Below are 19151 nucleotides of genomic sequence, written 5' to 3'. Positions count from 1 at the left end.
GTCGCAGGAGCGGTCGGCGCCGAGGACCAGCGCCACCCGGGGATCCCCGGGCGAGGTCGGACCCCGGCGCACCGGCCCGGCCCCCGGAGCTCGACGCCCGCGTCGGTCCCGCCGACCGGCCGGTGGCACGCCCGGCCGGACCTGCGCACGACGCCCCCTGCGGCCCGCCGCGGGGGGCGTCGTCGGCTCCGGACGCCGGCGCCGGCGCGGCCGCCGCCGGTGGGCGGCAGGACCCCGGCACGAGTCACACCGCGCAGAGGTGTGGCGGGCCGCCCGGGCGGGCAACGGGGTTCCGACGACCGTCCCGACCCGGCCGCGCGAGCACGCACCCGGGTCACCCGCCCCCCGCCCCGGGGCGCCCTGCGCAGGAGGAACTCCCCAGATGACCCAGGTGTGGCCCGGAAGTGCCTACCCCCTCGGCGCCACGTACGACGGCACCGGGACCAACTTCGCGATCTTCAGCGAGGTGGCCGAGAAGGTCGAGCTGTGCCTGTTCGACGACGAGGGCAACGAGGAGCGCATCCGGCTGCCGGAGATGGACGGGTACGTGTGGCACGCCTTCCTGCCCGGGATCCACCCGGGCCAGAAGTACGGCTACCGGGTGCACGGGCCCTACGACCCCGAGCAGGGTCTGCGCTGCAACCCGAACAAGCTGCTGCTGGACCCCTACGCCAAGGCGATCGACGGCCAGGTCGCGTGGCATCCCTCGGTCTTCGGCTACGACTTCGAGACCAAGGAGCGCAACGACGAGGACTCGGCGCCGCACATGCCGAAGTCCGTCGTCGTCAACCCCTACTTCGACTGGGGCGTCGACCGCCCGCCGAAGACGCCCTACAACAAGACGGTCATCTACGAGGCCCACGTGAAGGGCCTGACGATGACCAACCCGCGGGTCCCGGAGGAGCTGCGCGGCACCTACGCCGGCATCGCCCACCCGGCGACCATCGAGCACCTGACCGATCTGGGCATCACCGCGATCGAGCTCATGCCGGTGCACCGGTTCGTGCAGGACGACACCCTGCAGCAGAAGGGCCTGCGCAACTACTGGGGCTACAACTCGATCGGCTTCTTCGCGCCGCACGACGAGTACGCCAGCGACACCACGGCGGGCCAGCAGGTGCAGGAGTTCAAGGGGATGGTCCGCGCCCTGCACGAGGCGGGCATCGAGGTCATCCTCGACGTGGTCTACAACCACACCGCCGAGGGCAACCACCTCGGTCCCACCCTGTCGTTCAAGGGCATCGACAACCGGGCCTACTACAAGCTCGTCGAGGGCGACGAGCAGTACTACATGGACTACACCGGCACCGGGAACACCCTCAACGTCCGGACGCCGCAGGCGCTGCAGCTGATCATGGACTCGCTGCGCTACTGGGTCACCGAGATGCACGTCGACGGCTTCCGATTCGACCTCGCCTCCGCGCTGGCCCGCGAGCTGCACGCCGTCGACCGGCTGGCCACCTTCTTCGACCTGGTGCACCAGGACCCCGTGGTGAGCCAGGTCAAGCTGATCGCCGAACCGTGGGACGTCGGCGAGGGCGGCTACCAGGTCGGCAACTTCCCCGCGCTGTGGACCGAGTGGAACGGCAAGTACCGCGACACGGTCCGCGACTTCTGGCGCGGCGAGGGCGGCACCATCGGCGAGTTCGCCGACCGGATCTCCGGTTCCTCCGACCTCTACCAGCACTCCGGCCGCCGGCCGGTCGCGAGCATCAACTTCGTCACCGCGCACGACGGCTTCACGCTCAACGACCTCGTCTCCTACAACGAGAAGCACAACGAGGCCAACGGCGAGGGGAACAACGACGGCGAGAGCCACAACCGCAGCTGGAACTGCGGCGTGGAGGGACCCACCGACGACCCGGGGATCCGCCAGCTGCGGGCTCAGCAGCGGCGCAACTTCATCGCCACGCTGATGCTCAGCCAGGGCGTCCCGATGCTCCTGCACGGCGACGAGCTGGGGCGGTCGCAGGGGGGCAACAACAACGGCTACTGCCAGGACTCCGAACTGACCTGGATCGACTGGGCGAACGTCGACGAGGGCCTGCTCGAGTTCACCAGGAAGGTCACCAAGCTGCGCTGCGACCACCCGACGTTCCGCCGTCGCCGCTTCTTCCACGGCCGGCCGGTCCGCCGGGGGCTGGGCGACCCGGTGCCCGACATCGACTGGCTGACGCCGGCCGGCGAGCAGATGACCGAGGAGGACTGGGACGTCGCCTACGCCAAGTCCGTGGCGGTCTACCTCAACGGCGTCGGGATCCGCGAGACGGACGAGCGGGGCGAGTACGTCTCCGACGACCACTTCTACCTGGCGTTCAACGCCTCGCCCGAGCCGATCGAGTTCACCCTGCCCAGCGACGACTACTCGCGGAGCTGGACGACCGTGCTCGACACCGCCGAGATGAACGAGGTCGAGCCGGTCGAGGTGAAGCCCGGTGAGACGGTCACCGTGCAGGGCCGCTCGCTCATCGTCCTGACGGGTCCCGCCCAGTGACGCAGCCGATCCAGGTGCCCGGTGCCGAGCGTCGCCGGGAGGTGCCGTCCGCCACCTACCGGCTGCAGGTGCACGCCGGCTTCCCGCTGCAGGACGCCGCCGACGTCGCCGGGTACCTCGCGGACCTCGGCGTCACCCACGCCTACTCCTCTCCGCTGCTCCGCTCGGCGGAGGGCAGCACGCACGGTTACGACACGGTCGACCACGCGCACGTCGACGAAGCGCGCGGTGGGCAGGCCGGGTTCGACCGGTTCGTCGCCGCGCTGCACGAGCACGGGCTGGGCCTCGTGCTGGACCTGGTGCCCAACCACATGGGCGTCGACGACCCGTCGGCGGCGCGGTGGTGGTGGGACGTCCTGCAGCACGGGCAGGACTCCGCGCACGCGGCGGCGTTCGACATCGACTGGGAGTTCGGCGGCGGAAAGGTGCGCATCCCCGTGCTGGGGTCGGCCGACGACGTCGCGAAGCTCGAGCTCGTCGACGGCGAGCTGCGCTACTACGACAACCGCTTCCCGATCGCGCCCGGCACCGGCGATTCCTCCGACGGCCCACCCACCCCGCAGGAGGTGCACGCCCGGCAGCACTACGAGCTCGTCGACTGGCGGCGCGCCGACTCCGACCTGAACTACCGCCGGTTCTTCGCCATCAACACCCTGGCCGGGCTGCGGGTGGAGGACCCGACGGTCTTCGACGCGACGCACGAGCTGGTCCTGCGGTTCGTGCGCGACGGCGCCGTCGACGGGCTGCGGATCGACCACCCGGACGGGCTGGCCGATCCGAAGGGCTACCTGGACCGGCTGGCCGAGGCGTCGGAGAACCGCTGGACCGTGGTCGAGAAGATCCTCGAGCCCGGCGAGGACCTCCCCGACAGCTGGGCGACGGCGGGGACGACCGGCTACGACGCGCTCGCGGAGGTCGACGAGGTGCTCGTCGACCCGGCCGGCGAGCCCGCGCTCACCGCGCTGGACACCGAGCTCGCCGGCCACGCCGTGGACTACGCGCAGCTGGTTCACGACTGCAAGCGCGAGGTCACCGACGGGATGCTCGGCTCGGAGGTCGCCCGGCTGGTCCGGGTCATCGGCGAGCTCGGTGGAGCGGGAGGTGGCGCGGTGCCGGTCGCCGAGCAGACCGAGGCGCTGGCGGAGCTGCTGGCGTCGTTCCCCGTCTACCGCAGCTACCTGCCCGACGGCCGGGAGCACCTGGACGCGACGGTGGCGGCGGTGCGGGAGCGCCGGCCCGACCTCGCCGCGGCCCTGGACGCGCTGCACCCGGTGCTGTCGCAGCCCGGCACCGAGGCGGCCACCCGCTTCGAGCAGACCAGCGGCCCCGTCATGGCCAAGGGCGTCGAGGACAGCGCCTACTACCGCTGGGCGCGGTTCGTCGCGCTCAACGAGGTGGGCGGGGACCCGGCGCGCTTCGGCAGCACGGTGGGCGAGTTCCACGAGGCGCAGGCCCGCCGGCTGGCGCGCTACCCGCAGGCCATGACCACGCTCTCCACCCACGACACCAAGCGCAGCGAGGACGTCCGCGCCCGCCTCGCGGTGCTCGCCGAGATCCCGGCCGAGTGGGCGCAGCTGGTGCGCGGCTGGCTGGCCCGGCACCCGCTGGCCGACCGGTCGCTGGCCCACCTGGTGTGGCAGAACCTCGTGGGGGCGTGGCCGCTGTCGCGGGAGCGGGCGCACGCCTACGTGGAGAAGGCCGCCCGGGAGGCCGGCACCTCCACCACCTGGACCAACCCGGTGCAGGAGTTCGAGGAGCAGTTGCACGCACTGGTCGACGCGGCGTTCGACGACCCGGCAACGACCGCCGAGATCGACGCCTTCGTCACCCGGATCGCGCCGCTGGGCTGGTCGAACTCGCTCAGCCAGAAGCTGCTGCAGCTGACGATGCCCGGCGTCCCGGACGTCTACCAGGGCACCGAGCTGTGGGACTTCTCCCTGGTCGACCCGGACAACCGCCGGCCGGTCGACTACGCGCTGCGCCGGAAGCTGCTGGCCGCGCTCGACGACGGCGAGGTGCCGGCCGTCGACGAGACCGGGGCGGCCAAGCTGCTCGTCACCTCCCGCACGCTGCGGACCCGCCGGGACCACCCCGAGTGGTTCACCGCGTACGAACCCGTCACGGTGACCGGGTCGGCCGCGGAGCAGGTGATCGCCTACGACCGCGGCGGCGTCGTCGTGGTGGCGACCCGGCTACCGGCCCGCCTGGCCGCCGAGGGCTGGGGTGACACCGCGCTGCAGCTGCCCAACGGCGCCTGGCGGGACCTGTTCACCCGTGGGCGCGTGGTCTCCGACGTCGCCGGGGTCGCGCTCGACGCCCTGCTCACCCGGCTGCCGGTCGCCCTGCTCGTCCGCGACTGAGCAGAGATCGTCGTCCTCAGGACGGCGGGTGCGCGCTCAGCGTGGTCCCGGTGCTGACCGGGCCACGCTGAGCGCGCCGTCATCGCTCGCGGGCGACGCGCGGCGCGACGACGTCGGCAGGGTCCACTGCGAACCGAGCCACGCATCGAACTCGCGCGGCTCGTACCGCATGACGCCCCCGCTCGGGTACGGCGTGAGCTCGCCGAACCACACGACGTCACCCGTGCTGTACAGGTCGACCCGCATGAAGTCGAAGGGGCGGGCGAGCACCTCCGCCGCGTGCAGCATGGCGGTCAGGTTCGCCGGCGCCACGGTCGGCGGCCCGCTCGGCAGGACGAGCTGGACGGGGACGGCCTCCCAGTCAGGGGTGTAGTAGCTGCGCGTGTGGTCCCTGGTGAACCTGCCCCGGTCGACCTGGATGGCCGCGACCTTCCCGTGGAAGACCAGGAACTTGTAGTCGTCCGGCGGGCCGCCGCCCCCGGCGATGTCCTCCTCGACGAGGAACAGGTGACGAGCCTCGCTGTAGGCCCACTCCCCCAGCAGCACGCTCTGGTCGTCCCGCAGCCACTCCCGCGTCGCCTCCACCGTCGACGCCTCCACCGCGGCCCCGGCCGCGCCGAACCGCACGAGGCCACTGCGGTGGTTGGGCTTGAGCACCCAGGGCCGGTCGAACGCCCGACCGGCCACCGCAGCCAGGTCGTCGCCCGACCACAGCGTCTCGGGCACGGCCAGGCCGGCTTCCTCCCGCAGGCGGTGCGCGTAGTCCTTCATCGCCAGCTTGTCGCACGTCCACGCCAGTTCGGGCCGGCGGTCCCGCAGGATGCGCCAGTTGACCTTCTCGGTGAACGTCCGCGGGTCCCGCAGCCGGGGCAGGCGCCGCTGCCCGGCCAGGTACAGGTACCGCCGCCGGGCAGCCGGCGGCAGCAGTCCGGCGATCCGGCGGTGCGCGGGCTGGAGGTACGAGCGGAGGACCGCGTTCAGCTGGCTCCGGGGCATCATCGGTCCTTCTGTGCGGCACGCCGGCAGGTCCGGCGATCTCCTGGCCGTGGTGCAGGTCGTGTCCCACTGCCGCGGCGAGCCTAGAGAGAAGATCACGCCCCGCCATCCCACCGTCGAGGGAGGTACCTCGCGCGGACGTCAGGCCGGCTGGGCACCGAACCGCGTCGAGGACCTCCGGGCGGGCGGTGCGATCCGCCATCGGAGGGTTGGGCCGTAGCGTCGCGGGCAAGACCCGTCCGCCCCTTCACCGCTCCCTTCATCGGAGGCCCCCGCATGCCCGCTCCCGTCGAGTTCGCCGTCTGGGCCCCGCTGCCCGAGCGCGTGCGTGTGCAGGTCGACGGCACCGTCCACGACATGCGCGCGGACGACGGCGGCTGGTGGCGCGCCGAGATCGAGGCCCGGCCCGACGCCGACTACGGGTTCCTGCTGGACGACGACGACACGCCCCGGCCGGATCCGCGCTCGCGCCGACAGCCCGAGGGCGTCCACGGGCTGTCCCGGCGGTTCGACCCGTCGGCGTACGCGTGGGGCGACGGCGCCTGGACCGGGCGGCCGCTGGCCGGCGGCTCCGTCTACGAGATGCACGTGGGCACCTTCACGCCCGAGGGCACCCTCGACGCGGCGATCGGCCGGCTGGGCCACCTCGTGCGCCTCGGCGTCGACTTCGTCGAACTGCTGCCGGTCAACGCGTTCAACGGCACGCACAACTGGGGCTACGACGGCGTGCTCTGGTACGCGGTGCAGGAGGAGTACGGCGGGCCGGAGGCCTACCAGCGCTTCGTCGACGCCTGCCACCAGCAGGGGCTGGGCGTGATCCAGGACGTCGTCTACAACCACCTCGGCCCGTCGGGGAACTACCTGCCGCTGTTCTTCCCGATCTTCGCCGAGGGCGGGTCCAACACCTGGGGCGAGTCGATCAACCTCTCGGGGCCCGACTCCGACGAGGTGCGCCGCTACATCCTCGACAACGCGCTGATGTGGCTGCGCGACATGCACGTCGACGGTCTGCGGCTGGACGCCGTGCACGCCCTCGTCGACGAGCGCGCCGTGCCGATCCTCGAGCAGATGGCCGTCGAGGTGGACAGCCTGTCGGTCGCGGTCGGCCGGCCGCTGACGCTCATCGCCGAGAGCGACCTCAACGACCCGCGCCTGGTCACCCCGCGCGCGGCCGGGGGCACCGGGCTGGCCGCCCAGTGGAGCGACGACTTCCACCACGCCCTGCACACCACGCTGACCGGGGAGGGCCAGGGCTACTACGCCGACTTCGCCGACGCCGGGCTGCCGGGGCTGGCGAAGACCCTGACCGGCGCCTTCTTCCACGACGGCACCTGGTCGAGCTTCCGGCGCCGCTCGCACGGCCGGCCGGTGGACACCGCGCGGCTGCCCGGCTGGAAGTTCCTCGCCTACCTGCAGGACCACGACCAGATCGGCAACCGCGCCGTCGGCGACCGCATCTCGGCCTCCCTCTCCCCCGGCCGGCTCGCCGTGGGCGCCACCCTGGTGCTCACCAGCCCGTTCACGCCGATGCTCTTCATGGGCGAGGAGTGGGGCGCGACCACGCCCTGGCAGTTCTTCACCAGCCACCCCGAGCCCGAGCTGGGCAAGGCCACCGCCGAGGGTCGGATCGGCGAGTTCGCCGAGCACGGCTGGGACCCCGCCGTCGTCCCCGACCCGCAGGACCCGGAGACGTTCACCCGCTCCAAGCTGGACTGGTCGGAGCTGTCGCAGGAGCCGCACGAGCGCCTGCTGGCCGTCCACCGGTCGCTGCTCGCGCTGCGGAAGGCCCACCCCGACCTCATCGACCCGGATCTCACCGCCGTGCAGGTCACCTGGGACGACGCCGACCGCTGGCTGGTGGTGCACCGCGGCTCGCTGCGGGTGGTGGTCAACCTGGCCGGGGAGCCGCGGGAGATCGACCTCGACCGGCCGGTCGCCGACATCCTCTTCAGCACCGCCGAGCTGCCGGCGGTGGACGGGGAGACGGTCACCCTGCCGGCCGAGAGCGCGGCCGTCCTCAGCACCCGCTGATGCGCCGTCTCCTGCCCGAGCCCGCCGACCTGGACGACGCCGGTCTGCTGGAGGCCTACCGCTGCCCGCCGGGGCGCCGGTTGCGGATGGACTTCATCGCCTCGCCCGACGGCGCCATCACCGTCGGCGGGGTGAGCGCGGGGCTCGGCTCCCCGGGGGACCGGCGGGTGTTCCGGGTGCTGCGCGCGCTGGCCGACGTCGTCCTCGTCGGGCACGGCACCGCGGCGGCCGAGGGGTACCGGCCGGTGCTGCCCGACTCCGCGGTCGGCCGGCTGCGCGCGAGCACCGGGCGGCCCCCGACCGCGCCGATCGCCGTCGTCTCGCGGCGGGCGTCGCTGGACCCCTGGAGCGGGCTGGTCGCCGACGCGGTCTCCCCGACCATCCTGGTCACCTGCGCGGCGGCCGACCCCGCCCGCCGCGCGGCCCTGACCGCCGCCGGGGTCGACGTGCTGGTCTCCGGGGACGACGACGTCGACCTGCCCGCGGCCCTCGACGCGCTGGCCGGGCGCGGGCTGGAGCAGGTGACCTGCGAGGGCGGGCCGCAGCTGCTCCGCTCGGCGCTGGCCGCGGGCGTCGTCGACGAGCTCGACCTGTCCCTCTCCCCCGCCCTCGTCGGCGGGGAGACCCGGCTGCTCGACGCCGCCCTCCCCGGGCCGGTGCGGCTGACGCTGCGCCAGGTGCTCGAGGAGGACGGCACGCTCTTCACCCGCTACGACGTCGGCTGATCCCCGTCCCGCGGCCGGTCCGGCCGGCGCGCGACGACGACGGTGCCCCGGGCGGTGGTCCCGTCCGCCCGGGTCCACCCGGCCTCGACCGACCCGGTCCCCGGTGCGGCCGCACCGTCCCCCGGCTGCGGCAGCCGGACGAGCTCGACCGCCGGCTGCGCGCCGTCGTCCGCCGTCCAGTGCCGGGCCACGGACGGGTCCGGGGTGTCGCTGTCGTGCTGGTGCTGCGCCTCGGCCTCCCCGCGCATGAACGCCAGCAGCTGGGCGATCGCGACGGGGTCCGCGGCGGCGTCGTAGACCCACCGGAGCCCGAGCACGCCGTGCTCCGAGGTGCCGACCAGCCCCTGCTCGGCGCCGGCCAGCGGGGCGCCGCGGTAGCTGAGCGGGACGAAGTACGTCGTCTCCCCGCCCTGCGCGCCGTCGGTGACGAGGATGAACTCCAGCCCGACCTCGCCGGCGGGGTCGTCGAGCCGGAACCCGCCGGCCGGGCGCAGCGCCGGGGGCGCGCCCGTGGCGCGGAACCACAGCTGCCGGGGCAGCCACGCGGTGATCAGCTCGAGCTTGGTCGGCACCATCGTCGTCCGGTGGATCGTCGCCATACCGGCACCCTGCCACGCCGGGAACTGCTTGACTGCCCGGCATGGACCTCCCCGTGCCGCCGCCGGTGAAGCCGATGCTGGCCAAGGCGGTGACCACCATCCCCACCGGCGAGGAGTGGTTCTACGAGCCGAAGTGGGACGGGTTCCGCTGCATCGTCTTCCGCGACGGCGACGAGGTGGAGCTCGGCAGCCGCAACGAGCGACCGTTGACCCGCTACTTCCCCGACGTCGTGGCCGCGGTGAAGGAGCAGCTCCCCGACCGCTGCGTGGTCGACGGCGAGATCGTCATCGCCCGCGACGAGCGGCTGCAGTTCGAGTCGCTCCTCCAGCGCATCCACCCGGCCGCGTCGCGGGTGACCCTGCTCGCCGAGCAGACCCCGGCCTCGTTCGTCGCCTTCGACCTGCTCGCCCTCGGCGACGAGTCGCTGGTCGACCTGCCCTTCGCCGAGCGCCAGGAGCGGCTGCGCGCCGTCCTGTCCGGCGTCCGCCCGCCGGTGCACGTCACCGCGATCAGCCGCGACGCCGGCACCGCCCAGCGCTGGTTCGAGACCTTCGAGGGCGCCGGCCTGGACGGCGTCGTCGCCAAGAACGGCGAGCTGCCCTACGGGCCGGACCAGCGGCTGATGGCCAAGATCAAGCACGTCCGGACGGCGGACTGCGTGGTCGCCGGGTTCCGCTGGCACAAGAGCGGGCCGATCGTCGGCTCCCTCCTCCTCGGCCTCTACGACGACGCCGGCGACCTGCAGCACATCGGCGTCGCCGCCTCCTTCCCGATGAAGCGCCGCGCCGAGCTGGTCGAGGAGCTGGCGCCCTACCGCGCGGAGGCGCTGGACGGCCATCCGTGGCAGGACTGGGCCAACGCCCAGGTGCAGGAGGACGGCGAGCACCGCATGCCCGGCGCCGTCAGCCGGTGGAACGCGAAGAAGGACCTCTCGTGGGTGCCGCTGCGCCCGGAACTCGTCGTGGAGATCAAGTACGACCAGCTGGAGGGCCGTCGACTTCGTCACACCGGCCAGTTCCTCCGCTGGCGACCCGACCGGGACCCCCGCAGCTGCACGTACGACCAGCTCGACGTGCCGGTCCGCTACGACCTGGCCGAGGTGCTCGACGGTCGACCGGACCGGTGACGACGCGCCGCCGGGTCGCCCGATCGGGAGCGCACCGGTGCACCGGTGGCGCGAGGCTCCTACGCTCGTGATCATGCGTCTGCACCGTGGCCTCCCGGCCGTCGCGTCCGGCCTGCTGCTGGCCCTGCCGCTGGCACTGACCGGCTGCACCTCCTTCGCCGAGACCGCGGAGGAGCCGGCCGCCGCCACGACGACGCCGGCCGAGCCCGAGGTCGCGCCCATCGAGTGGAGCGACTGCGACGCGCAGATCCAGCCGCTGATCGAGGGCCAGCCCGGCAGCGAGCGGGACATCGCCTTCGAGTGCGGCCGCACCGACGTGCCGATCAGCTACGACGAGCCCGGCGGCGCCACCCTGCCGCTGTTCCTGGTCCGGGCCGTGCTGGCCGGGCAGACCGACCGCATCGGCTCGCTGATGGTCAACCCCGGCGGGCCGGGCGGCTCCGGCGCGGACGCCGCGATCGGCCTGGCGCTCACCCTGCCCGAGGACGTGCTGCGCCGCTTCGACGTCGTCGGCTTCGACCCCCGCGGCGTGGGGCTCTCCACCCCGGTCGAGTGCATCCCGAAGGAGCTCAAGGACCGCGCGATCGCGGCGGAGCCCCGGCCCACCACCGCGGAGCAACTCGACGACGTCTTCGCTCTCTCCGACGAGGTGGCCGCCGGCTGCGCCGAGGAGTACGGCGACGCGCTGGGCACCTTCAACACCGTGGACACCGCGCGGGACATGGACCAGCTCCGGCAGTCCCTGGGCGAGGAGCAGCTGAACTACCTCGGCTACTCCTACGGCACCACGCTGGGCTCCACCTACGCCGAGCTCTTCCCCGACCGGGTGCGCGCCATGGTCCTCGACGCGGCGGTCGACCCGGACACCGACGCGGTCGCCGACGCCGAGGCCAGCGCCGCCGGGTTCGAGGCCGGCTTCGACGCCTTCGCCGAGAACTGCCGCGGCCTGATCGCCGGCTGCCCGCTGGGTGACGACCCCCGGCTCTTCCTCGAGGAGCTCCTCGCGCAGGCGCAGACCGCCCCCATCCCGAGCAGCGAGCCCGGGGAGACCCGGCAGGCCACCCCGGGCGTCGTGCTGACGGCGGTGCAGGCCGGGCTGTACGACACCGCGTCCTGGCCGCAGCTGGCACAGGGCCTCGCGGCCGCCCGGAACGGGGACGCCCGGGCGCTGTTCTCCCTGGCCGACGACTACAGCGGCCGGCTCGAGGACGGCACCTACTCGAACCTGTTCGACGCGAACCTGGCGATCAACTGCGCCGACACCGAGGAGACGGTGCCCGAGACCCGGGTGCGGGAGCTGGTCGCCGAGTGGAGCACCGCGTACCCGCTGTTCGGTGCGGGCTCGGCCGCCGGTCTGTACACGTGCTCGACGTGGGAGGCCGAGCGCACGCCGATCCCCGAGCGCGACGCCGAGGGCAGCGCCCCGATCCTGGTCATCGGCAACCTCGGGGACCCGGTGACCCCGCTGCCCGGCGCCGTCGACCTCGCCGAGGACCTCGACAACGGCGTGCTGCTCACCTGGCAGGGCCAGGGGCACACCGCCTACCCGAAGACCGAGTGCGTCACCGCGGCGGTCAACGCCTACCTCGTCGACCTGGCGGTACCGGTGGACGGGCTGACCTGTCCTGCGTGACACTCGGCGGCCCCGGAGCGAGCGGAGCAGCTGAATGGCCAGCAGCAAGGACGCCGTCGTCCTCGACGTCGACGGGCACGAGGTGCGGGTCTCCAGCCCGGAGAAGCCGTACTTCCCCGGCCGGGGCATCCGCAAGATCGACGTCGTCGAGTACTTCGTGGCCGTCGGCGAGGGGATCCTGTTCGCCCTGAAGGACCGGCCGACGACGCTGGAGCGGTGGCCGGGCGGGGTGTTCGAGGGCGCCCGCATCTCCACCCGGACGGACAACACCGGCGACGCGTTCTACCAGAAGCGGGTGCCGAAGAACGCGCCCGAGTGGATCCCCACCGCGCACATCACCTTCCCCAGCGGGCGGACGGCGGACGAGATCGCGCCCGACTCGGTGGCCGTGGTCGCCTGGGCGGCCAACCTCGGCACGCTCACCTTCCACCCGTGGCCGGTCTCCAAGGGCGACGTCGAGCAGCCCGACCAGATCCGCATCGACCTCGACCCGCAGCCGGGCACCGACTTCTCCGACGCCGTGTGGGTGGCCCCGCACGTGCGCGAGCTGCTGCACGAGTTCGGCATGGAGGGCTGGCCGAAGACCTCCGGCGGCCGCGGGGTGCACATCTACGTGCCGATCCAGCCGCGGTGGACCTTCCCCGAGGTTCGCCGGGCGGTGATCGCGTTCGGCCGCGAGCTGGAACGCCGGCTGCCCGAGCGCGTGACCATGTCGTGGTGGAAGGAGGAGCGCGGCGAGAAGATCTTCATCGACTACAACCAGATGGCCCGGGACCGCACGATCGCCTCGGCGTACTCGATCCGGCCGAAGCCGCACGCCCCGGTCTCCGCGCCGGTGGACTGGGACGAGCTGCCCGACGTCCACCCGACCGACTTCGACGTCCTGACCATGCCGGCGCGGTTCGCCGAGGTCGGCGACAAGCACGCCGGCCTCGCCGAGCACGCCTTCGGCATCGAGCCGCTGCTCGAGCTCGCCGAGCGCCAGGCCGCCGACGACGGCCTCGGTGACCTGCCCTATCCGCCCGACTACCCGAAGATGCCGGGCGAGCCGATGCGGGTGCAGCCCAGCCGCGCCCGCAAGCCCGCCGGCGGGGAGTGAGCCGGGCTCAGCCGACCAGCCGGAGGGCGGACGCGCCCAGCGCGTGCGCCCGCAGCGCGGCCGGCTGCGCCACCTGACGCGCCAGCTGCGCAGCCGCCACCGCGGCGCGCAGGCCGTCGGCGGACTCCGCGAGCCGGTCGGCGAGCAGCTGGTCCAGGTCGGCGTCGTGCAGGTCCTCGATGTCGCGCAGGACGACGGCCGACGAGCCCCCGGCGAGCGTGCGGGTGGACGCGGACGAGGCGACGAGGTGCGGCATGGTGTCCTCCTGGATCGGTGGTGCGCCGGATCCGTCCGGCTCGCTCCCACCGTCGGGGGCGGACCGCAGGGTGCCGCGCGGAGAAGCGCAGGAAAACCGCAAGACCGCCCGGGACCGGCCGCTGGTGACCGTCCACGCCGCCTGCCTGCCCGGGCGGTCGCACCCGCTCCCCCCGACGGGTGAGCGCCCCTGCCCGGGCACCGGCCGGTCCTCCAGCCGCGGGTAGCGGTGGTCGATGCAGCTCTCGACGGCGGTGGAGGAGAACGGGTGAGGATCTGGTTGCTGGCGTACGGCGTGCTGTACGTCATCATCGAGATGGTCGGCCACTCCCTCGAGACGATCGGCTGGCCGCAGCTCACCGCCCTGGACGTGGCGACGGCGGTCACCGATGCCTTCCTCACCGTCTCGATCTGCCTGGCCGCCCTGCTCGCCGGCCGGCTGGGCCTGCGGCGCTGGGGCCCGCCGGCGCGCGCCCCGGCGCCGTACGCCCCGCCGGAGCTCCTCGTCGAGCGGCCGATCGGCGTCCGGTCGTGGCGGGCGGCGCCGCTCGCCCTGCCGGCCGCCGCGCCCGGGCGCAGCCCCTATTCGGTGGGCGCCTACGGTCCCGGCTGGGGCCGGCGGGGACGGCGCGTCGCGCCGGCGTTCCCCGAGGAGCCCGGCCGGCTGCTGTGAGCGCTCCGGGCGTCGCCGGACCGCCGATCGGGGAGTCCCAGGTCACAGTTGTGCGGCGCCTGTGTTCCCTTCCGGCGATCTTTGGCTAGGGTTGTGCCGTCGGGAAGGCCCTGCGCTATGGCAGGACCCCGATGCAGCACCTCAGCTAGGAGCGAGCAATGCCCGAAGGAACTGTCAAGTGGTTCAACGCGGAGAAGGGGTTCGGCTTTGCCACCCCCGACGGCGGCGGACCGGACGTCTTCGTCCACTACTCGGCCATCCAGTCCAGCGGGTACCGCTCGCTCGATGAAGGCCAGCGGATCGCGTTCGACATCGAGCAGGGCCAGAAGGGCCCGCAGGCTGCGAACGTGACCCCGCTCTGATCACCTGATCAGCACAGCGCCCCCGTCCGGTTCTCCCGGGCGGGGGCGCTGTCGTTCGTGCGGCGTTCCGTGGCGGGTTCCGGCACGCGGTCAGCGGGTGCGCGGCACGTACCCGCCGATCAGCGCCGACATGAGCAGGGCGCCGTCGTGCTCGCCGACCGCGGCAGCCGCGTCGGCGAAGGCCCGCCAGCGCTGCCGCTCGACGTCGGTGGGCGCCTTCTCGGCCCGGGCCGTCAGCTGCTCGAGCAGCCGCTCCCACTCTCCCTGCGGGGTCGGCCAGAGCCCGGCCAGCCGCCGGGCCTCCGACGAGATCGCCGTGATGCGCACGATGTCGCCCGCGTGGTTGGTCAGCGGCTCGATGTACCCCGCCGACGCCAGCGCCTTCGCGGCGGCGATCACCTCCGCCTTGGGCAGCCCGCTCCCGGGCACCACGGAGCCGAGCAGGTAGGGGGCGCCCCCGTGCCTGGGCTCGTCGACCAGCCGGGCGATCGCCCGCAGCACGGGCAGGTCGCGGACGAACCAGGTGTCGGGCAGGAGGCCGTCGGGCGGCCGGGGGGCGGAGGTCACTCCCCCAGTCTCCCCGGTCCCGCGCGGACGGCGCCGCCTCGCCTCCCGGCGCGAGGGTGGGGCGGGAATCGGCGTCCGCCCCGATCAGTTCGTACAGGCATGACGACCTCCCCCGAGAAGCCCCAGGTCAGCAAGACCGACGAGGAGTGGCGGGCGCAGCTGTCCCCGGAGGAGTACGCGGTGCTCCGCCAGGCCGGCACCGAGCGCGCGTGGACCGGCGAGTACGTCGACACCAAGACCGTCGGCGTCTACGAGTGTCGGGCCTGCGGCGCGGAGCTCTTCCGCTCGGAGACCAAGTTCGACTCGCACTGCGGCTGGCCGTCGTTCTACGAGGCCTCCGCGGAGGACAACGTGATCCTCCGCGAGGACCGCAGCTTCGGCATGGTCCGCACCGAGGTGCTGTGCCGGACCTGCCACAGCCACCTGGGCCACCTCTTCGACGACGCCCCGCAGACGCCCACCGGCGACCGCTACTGCATCAACAGCGTCTCGATCCGGCTGCAGCCCGCCGAGCAGTAGGCCGGGACGAGACGCCGCTCTGGGGGTGCTTCTCGTGCTCTCCGGGTCCTGCAGGACCCCGTGAGCGCGAGGAACACCCCCAGAGGCGTCTTTACGGCAGGTCGTTGACCAGCTCGGCGACCGGCTTGCGGGTGCCGGTGTAGAACGGGATCTCCTCGCGCACGTGCCGGCGGGCGCGGCTGGCGCGCAGGTCGCGCATCAGGTCGACGATGCGGTGCAGCTCGTCGGCCTCGAAGGCGAGCATCCACTCGTAGTCGCCCAGGCCGAACGAGGCGACGGTGTTGGCCCGCACGTCGGGATACGGCCGGGCCTGCATGCCGTGCTCCTTGAGCATGTCCCGCCGCTCCTCGTCGGGCAGCAGGTACCACTCGTAGGACCGCACGAACGGGTAGACGCAGACGAACCGGCGCGGCTCCTCGTCGGCGAGGAACGCCGGGATGTGGCTGCGGTTGAACTCCGCCGGCCGGTGCAGCGCCATCTGCGACCACACCGGCTCCAGGCGCCGGCCCAGCGAGGTCCGGCGGAACCGGGTGTAGGCGTCCTGCAGCGCCTCGGCGGACGAGGAGTGCCACCAGACCATGAGGTCGGCGTCGGCCCGCAGCCCGCTGACGTCGTAGGTGCCCCGGACGACGACGTCCTTGCCGGCGAGCTCCTCGACCAGCGCGGCGGCCTCGTCGGCCGCGGCGGCGCGCTGCTCGTCACCGAACGGCCGAGCCAGCTTGAACACCGACCACATCGTGTAGCGGATGCTGGCGTTCAACTCGTTCGCGCGCTTGCCGATGCTGCGTTCGTCCACCTGCTGCTCGCTCATGCCGCCATTGTCCCCCGGCCGCGGGACCGCTCTCCCGTGGGGCGCGGCGCCGGGGCGGGAACGACGTCGGGCCTTGAGCGGCCTGCCCGGGTGGGCGCCGGCGGGACCCCGCGGAGCCTCAGTCCGCCGTCGTCGCGCGACCGCGCAGGCGGTCGCCGTGCGCCGCCCGGCAGTCACCGCACACGGCCATCCACACGTGGTGGCGGAGGCAGCGGGCCGGCGGGGCCGTCCGGACGGGGATCTTCCGTGTCGAGTGGTGCACCGATGTCACACCCTCTCCAACGGCGGCGACCGGCCGCCCATGCCCCGGTCCGACCGTGTCGCCCGTCTCGGCGGGACGCAGCCGGCGCGAGGCTCCCGGCCCCCGGGCCGGCCCGGGCTGCGGTCAGGCGAGCGCGTCGACCGCCCGGTAGGCGTCCCGGATGCAGGCGGGGACGCCGACCCCCTCGTAGGCGGCGCCGGCCACGGCCAGTCCGGGGACCCCGCCGACCGCCGAGCGGATCGCCGCCACGCGGTCGGGATGGCCGACCAGGTACTGCGGCAGGCCGCCGCCCCAGCGCACCACCCGGGTGTCCAGCGGCTCCGGGCGCGCGAGGCCCAGCAGCTCGGCGACGTCGGCGACCACGTCGGCGGCCAGCCCGTGGTCGGGCCGCTGCAGCTGCGACTCGTCGCGGAAGCGCCCCACCGACGACCGGGCCAGCAGCGCCTCCCCGCCGGCCAGGTGCGGCCACTTCGCCGAGGAGACGGTGACGCCCTTGACCAGCCGCCCGGTCACCGGTGGCACCAGCAGGCCGGACCCCGCGGGGACGTCCTGCGCCGGGAAGGCCATCGCGACGACGGCCATGGACGCGTACGGGATGCCCGAGAGCGGTTCGACGGCACCGGGGACGACGTCGCCGAGCAGCCGCGCCGCCTTGGGCGCCGGGGCGGTGACGATCACCGCGTCGGCGGTCAGCACCTCGGGAGCGGCCACCGGGCCGACCGAGACCTCGAAGCCCGCAGCGGTCCGGCGCAGCCCGTGCGCGGGGGTGCGCAGCCGCACCTCGGCGCGGGCCGCCTCGACCAGGGCCGCCGGCAGCGCACCGATCCCGACGTCGACGGTCACGAACACCGGCCCGTCGGCGTCGAACCGGCTGCGGGCACCGGCGTCGCGGGCTGCCGTGGCCGCCTCGAGCACCGAGCGGGCACCGCGGAGGTGGGCGGCGAGGGCCGGCATGGTGGCGGCGAGGGAGAGCTCGTCGGCCCGACCCGCGTAGACGCCCCCGAGCAGCGGTTCGACCAGCCGGTCGACGACCTCGTCGCCGAGCCGCTCGCGCAGCAGCCCACCGACGGCGACGTCGCCGTCGGGCAGGGACAGCGGCGGCAGCTCGGCCTCGGCGCGCACCCGGGCCACGCCGGCCGGGGTCAGGACGCCGTCCAGGCCGTCGGCCAAGGTGGGGACGCCGAGGACGGTGCCAGCCGGTAGCGGGAACCGGCCGTCGGGCAGCACCACGGAGGCCTGCGTGGTCGCCGGCGCCACGAGGCGGTCGCCCCACCCGAGCGCCTCCACCAGGCCCACGGCCTCGGGCACCCGGGCGAGCAGCGCCTCGGGTCCGGTGTCGTACCAGGTGCCGGCCAGCTGGACCCGGTCGAGCTTGCCGCCGATCCGGTCACCGGCCTCCAGGACGACGATCTCGTCGTCGGGCCGGCGCCGGCGCCACTCGAAGGCGGCGGCCAGGCCGGTGATGCCGGCGCCGACGACGACCAGCCGGCGGGGCGAGGTCATTCGCCCGGGGTGGTGGGGTGGGACGGAGCTGCCGTCAGCTCGTGCACCAGCGCGGCCACCCGGGTGAGCACGTCGGGGTCGGTGTCGGGCAGCACGCCGTGGCCCAGGTTGAAGATGTGCCCGCGCGCGGCCTCGGCCTGGCGGACGACCCGGCGCACCTCCCGCTCGACGGTGTCGCGGTCGGCCAGCAGCACCGCGGGGTCGAGGTTGCCCTGCAGCGAGCGCCCGGGGCCCACCCGCCGGGCGGCCTCGTCCAGGGGCAACCGCCAGTCGACGCCGACGACGTCGGCGCCGGCGTCCCCGATGAGCGGCAGCAGCTCGCCGGTGCCCACCCCGAAGTGGATCCGGGGGACGTCGCGCTCCCCCAGCCCGTCGAAGACCGCCCGCGAGTGCGGCAGCACCCGCTCGGCGTAGTCGGCGGCCGAGAGCACACCGGCCCAGGAGTCGAACAGCTGCACCGCCGAGGCGCCGGCGTCGACCTGGGCCCGCAGGAAGGTCGCCGCCGACAGGGACAGCCGCTGCAGCAGCCGCGACCACGCCTCCGGCTCGGCGTACATGAAGGCCTTGGTGCGGGCGTGCTCCTTGGAGGGGCCGCCCTCGATCAGGTAGGTCGCCAGGGTGAACGGCGCACCGGCGAACCCGATGAGCGGCGTCGGCCCCAGCTCGGCCACCAGCGAGCGCACCGCCGTCTCCAGGAAGCCGAGCTGCTCGGGCGCCAGGTCGGGCAGGGCGTCGACGTCGGCGACCGTGCGCACCGGGTTCGCGACCACCGGGCCGATGCCCGGCTTGATCTCGATGTCCACCCCGGCCACCACCAGCGGCAGCACGATGTCGGAGAACAGGATCGCGGCGTCGACCTGGTGCCGGCGGACCGGCTGCAGGGTGATCTCGGTGACCAGGTCCGGGTCCTGGCAGGCCGCCAGCATCGCCGTGCCGGCGCGCAGGGCCCGGTACTCCGGCAGCGATCGCCCGGCCTGGCGCATGAACCAGACCGGGGTGCGGCTCACCGGGAGGCCACGTGCGGCGCGGACGAGGTCGGAATCGGCCGGGGACGCCGACACGGGAGCGGGACTCACGAGCGTCGATCCTCCCAGACGCCCGGCGCGCGCCGGTCCGCCCCGTCCCGCGGACCTGC

Annotated in this window: 17 protein-coding genes; 10 read left to right on the top strand and 7 right to left on the bottom strand. The window is 73.9% G+C overall.

The genetic code is table 11. The features are described from left to right. The first annotated feature begins 382 nt into the window (after positions 1–382). Together glgX and treY are read left to right on the top strand one after the other, a co-directional pair. Positions 383–2494, top strand: coding sequence for a glycogen debranching protein GlgX (glgX, locus tag ACI790_RS02100; protein ID WP_456568122.1), 2112 nt, complete (start codon positions 383–385; stop codon positions 2492–2494). Then, positions 2491–4854, top strand: a complete 2364-nt coding sequence (treY, locus tag ACI790_RS02095; protein ID WP_456568121.1) for a malto-oligosyltrehalose synthase — start codon at positions 2491–2493, stop codon at positions 4852–4854. The genes glgX and treY overlap by 4 nt, the downstream gene beginning before the upstream one ends. 36 nt (positions 4855–4890) lie before the next feature. Here treY and ACI790_RS02090 read toward each other — a convergent pair whose 3' ends face one another. Then, the gene (locus ACI790_RS02090) at positions 4891–5850 is read right to left on the bottom strand and encodes an ATP-grasp fold amidoligase family protein (RefSeq protein ID WP_456568120.1); all 960 of its coding nucleotides are present in this window, start codon (positions 5848–5850) and stop codon (positions 4891–4893) included. 276 nt (positions 5851–6126) lie between these two features. On the opposite strand from ACI790_RS02090, the gene treZ reads away from it, so the two are divergent. Together treZ and ACI790_RS02080 are read left to right on the top strand one after the other, a co-directional pair. After that, positions 6127–7881 carry a malto-oligosyltrehalose trehalohydrolase gene (gene treZ, locus ACI790_RS02085; protein WP_456568119.1) on the top strand — a complete coding sequence of 585 codons (1755 nt, stop codon included), beginning with the start codon at positions 6127–6129 and terminating at the stop codon, positions 7879–7881. Continuing rightward, entirely contained in the window at positions 7881–8606 is a 726-nt protein-coding gene (locus tag ACI790_RS02080; RefSeq protein ID WP_456568118.1) for a dihydrofolate reductase family protein, read from the top strand. Before treZ ends, ACI790_RS02080 begins: the two co-directional genes overlap by 1 nt. Here ACI790_RS02080 and ACI790_RS02075 read toward each other — a convergent pair. Next, on the bottom strand, positions 8591–9205 hold the full coding sequence (locus tag ACI790_RS02075) for a maltokinase N-terminal cap-like domain-containing protein (RefSeq protein WP_456568117.1): 615 nt from the start codon (positions 9203–9205) through the stop codon (positions 8591–8593). The genes ACI790_RS02080 and ACI790_RS02075 overlap by 16 nt on opposite strands. Positions 9206–9246: 41 nt before the next feature. Here ACI790_RS02075 and ACI790_RS02070 point away from each other — a divergent pair, with 41 nt between their 5' ends. From ACI790_RS02070 to ACI790_RS02060, 3 genes are all read left to right on the top strand, one after another. Next, positions 9247–10332, top strand: a complete 1086-nt coding sequence (locus tag ACI790_RS02070; protein ID WP_456568116.1) for an ATP-dependent DNA ligase — start codon at positions 9247–9249, stop codon at positions 10330–10332. A gap of 73 nt (positions 10333–10405) precedes the next feature. After that, the gene (locus ACI790_RS02065) at positions 10406–11965 is read left to right on the top strand and encodes an alpha/beta hydrolase (protein ID WP_456568115.1); all 1560 of its coding nucleotides are present in this window, start codon (positions 10406–10408) and stop codon (positions 11963–11965) included. A 34-nt stretch (positions 11966–11999) separates the two neighbouring features. Continuing rightward, positions 12000–13064, top strand: a complete 1065-nt coding sequence (locus ACI790_RS02060; RefSeq protein ID WP_456568114.1) for a DNA polymerase domain-containing protein — start codon at positions 12000–12002, stop codon at positions 13062–13064. Positions 13065–13071: 7 nt separating this feature from the next. On the opposite strand, the gene ACI790_RS02055 is transcribed toward ACI790_RS02060, so the two are convergent. Then, entirely contained in the window at positions 13072–13320 is a 249-nt protein-coding gene (locus ACI790_RS02055; protein ID WP_456568113.1) for a hypothetical protein, read from the bottom strand. A gap of 267 nt (positions 13321–13587) precedes the next feature. On the opposite strand from ACI790_RS02055, the gene ACI790_RS02050 reads away from it, so the two are divergent. Further along, complete coding sequence (locus ACI790_RS02050) at positions 13588–13992, top strand: hypothetical protein (protein ID WP_456568112.1); 405 nt, start codon at positions 13588–13590, stop codon at positions 13990–13992. A gap of 158 nt (positions 13993–14150) precedes the next feature. Then, entirely contained in the window at positions 14151–14354 is a 204-nt protein-coding gene (locus ACI790_RS02045; protein WP_014377016.1) for a cold-shock protein, read from the top strand. A gap of 90 nt (positions 14355–14444) precedes the next feature. Here ACI790_RS02045 and ACI790_RS02040 read toward each other — a convergent pair whose 3' ends face one another. Next, positions 14445–14921, bottom strand: a complete 477-nt coding sequence (locus ACI790_RS02040) for a hypothetical protein (protein ID WP_456568111.1) — start codon at positions 14919–14921, stop codon at positions 14445–14447. A gap of 99 nt (positions 14922–15020) precedes the next feature. Here ACI790_RS02040 and msrB point away from each other — a divergent pair, with 99 nt between their 5' ends. Continuing rightward, positions 15021–15440, top strand: a complete 420-nt coding sequence (gene msrB, locus ACI790_RS02035) for a peptide-methionine (R)-S-oxide reductase MsrB (RefSeq protein WP_456568110.1) — start codon at positions 15021–15023, stop codon at positions 15438–15440. Positions 15441–15531: 91 nt separating this feature from the next. On the opposite strand, the gene hemQ is transcribed toward msrB, so the two are convergent. From hemQ to hemE, 3 genes are all read right to left on the bottom strand, one after another. Further along, entirely contained in the window at positions 15532–16251 is a 720-nt protein-coding gene (hemQ, locus tag ACI790_RS02030) for a hydrogen peroxide-dependent heme synthase (protein WP_456568109.1), read from the bottom strand. A gap of 385 nt (positions 16252–16636) precedes the next feature. Further along, on the bottom strand, positions 16637–18016 hold the full coding sequence (gene hemG / locus ACI790_RS02025; protein WP_456568108.1) for a protoporphyrinogen oxidase: 1380 nt from the start codon (positions 18014–18016) through the stop codon (positions 16637–16639). Further along, positions 18013–19092 carry a uroporphyrinogen decarboxylase gene (hemE, locus tag ACI790_RS02020; RefSeq protein ID WP_456568107.1) on the bottom strand — a complete coding sequence of 360 codons (1080 nt, stop codon included), beginning with the start codon at positions 19090–19092 and terminating at the stop codon, positions 18013–18015. Before hemE ends, hemG begins: the two co-directional genes overlap by 4 nt. Positions 19093–19151 lie beyond the last annotated feature (59 nt).

It is taken from the genome of Blastococcus sp. SYSU DS0539 (assembly GCF_054050855.1).
The sequence above is the reverse complement of the archived record's forward strand: the minus strand, read 5'-3'. Positions and strand labels throughout refer to the sequence as shown.

What these genes read in the sequence shown, in the direction of transcription:
- ACI790_RS02080 (WP_456568118.1), top strand. Translation starts at nt 7,881, where the DNA reads ATGCGCCGTCTCCTGCCCGAGCCCGCCGACCTGGACGACGCCGGTCTG.
- ACI790_RS02055 (WP_456568113.1), bottom strand. Translation starts at nt 13,320, where the DNA reads ATGCCGCACCTCGTCGCCTCGTCCGCGTCCACCCGCACGCTCGCCGGG.
- hemQ (WP_456568109.1), bottom strand. Translation starts at nt 16,251, where the DNA reads ATGAGCGAGCAGCAGGTGGACGAACGCAGCATCGGCAAGCGCGCGAAC.
- hemG (WP_456568108.1), bottom strand. Translation starts at nt 18,016, where the DNA reads ATGACCTCGCCCCGCCGGCTGGTCGTCGTCGGCGCCGGCATCACCGGC.
- ACI790_RS02060 (WP_456568114.1), top strand. Translation starts at nt 12,000, where the DNA reads ATGGCCAGCAGCAAGGACGCCGTCGTCCTCGACGTCGACGGGCACGAG.
- msrB (WP_456568110.1), top strand. Translation starts at nt 15,021, where the DNA reads ATGACGACCTCCCCCGAGAAGCCCCAGGTCAGCAAGACCGACGAGGAG.
- ACI790_RS02065 (WP_456568115.1), top strand. Translation starts at nt 10,406, where the DNA reads ATGCGTCTGCACCGTGGCCTCCCGGCCGTCGCGTCCGGCCTGCTGCTG.
- ACI790_RS02090 (WP_456568120.1), bottom strand. Translation starts at nt 5,850, where the DNA reads ATGCCCCGGAGCCAGCTGAACGCGGTCCTCCGCTCGTACCTCCAGCCC.
- glgX (WP_456568122.1), top strand. Translation starts at nt 383, where the DNA reads ATGACCCAGGTGTGGCCCGGAAGTGCCTACCCCCTCGGCGCCACGTAC.
- ACI790_RS02075 (WP_456568117.1), bottom strand. Translation starts at nt 9,205, where the DNA reads ATGGCGACGATCCACCGGACGACGATGGTGCCGACCAAGCTCGAGCTG.
- ACI790_RS02070 (WP_456568116.1), top strand. Translation starts at nt 9,247, where the DNA reads ATGGACCTCCCCGTGCCGCCGCCGGTGAAGCCGATGCTGGCCAAGGCG.
- ACI790_RS02045 (WP_014377016.1), top strand. Translation starts at nt 14,151, where the DNA reads ATGCCCGAAGGAACTGTCAAGTGGTTCAACGCGGAGAAGGGGTTCGGC.
- treZ (WP_456568119.1), top strand. Translation starts at nt 6,127, where the DNA reads ATGCCCGCTCCCGTCGAGTTCGCCGTCTGGGCCCCGCTGCCCGAGCGC.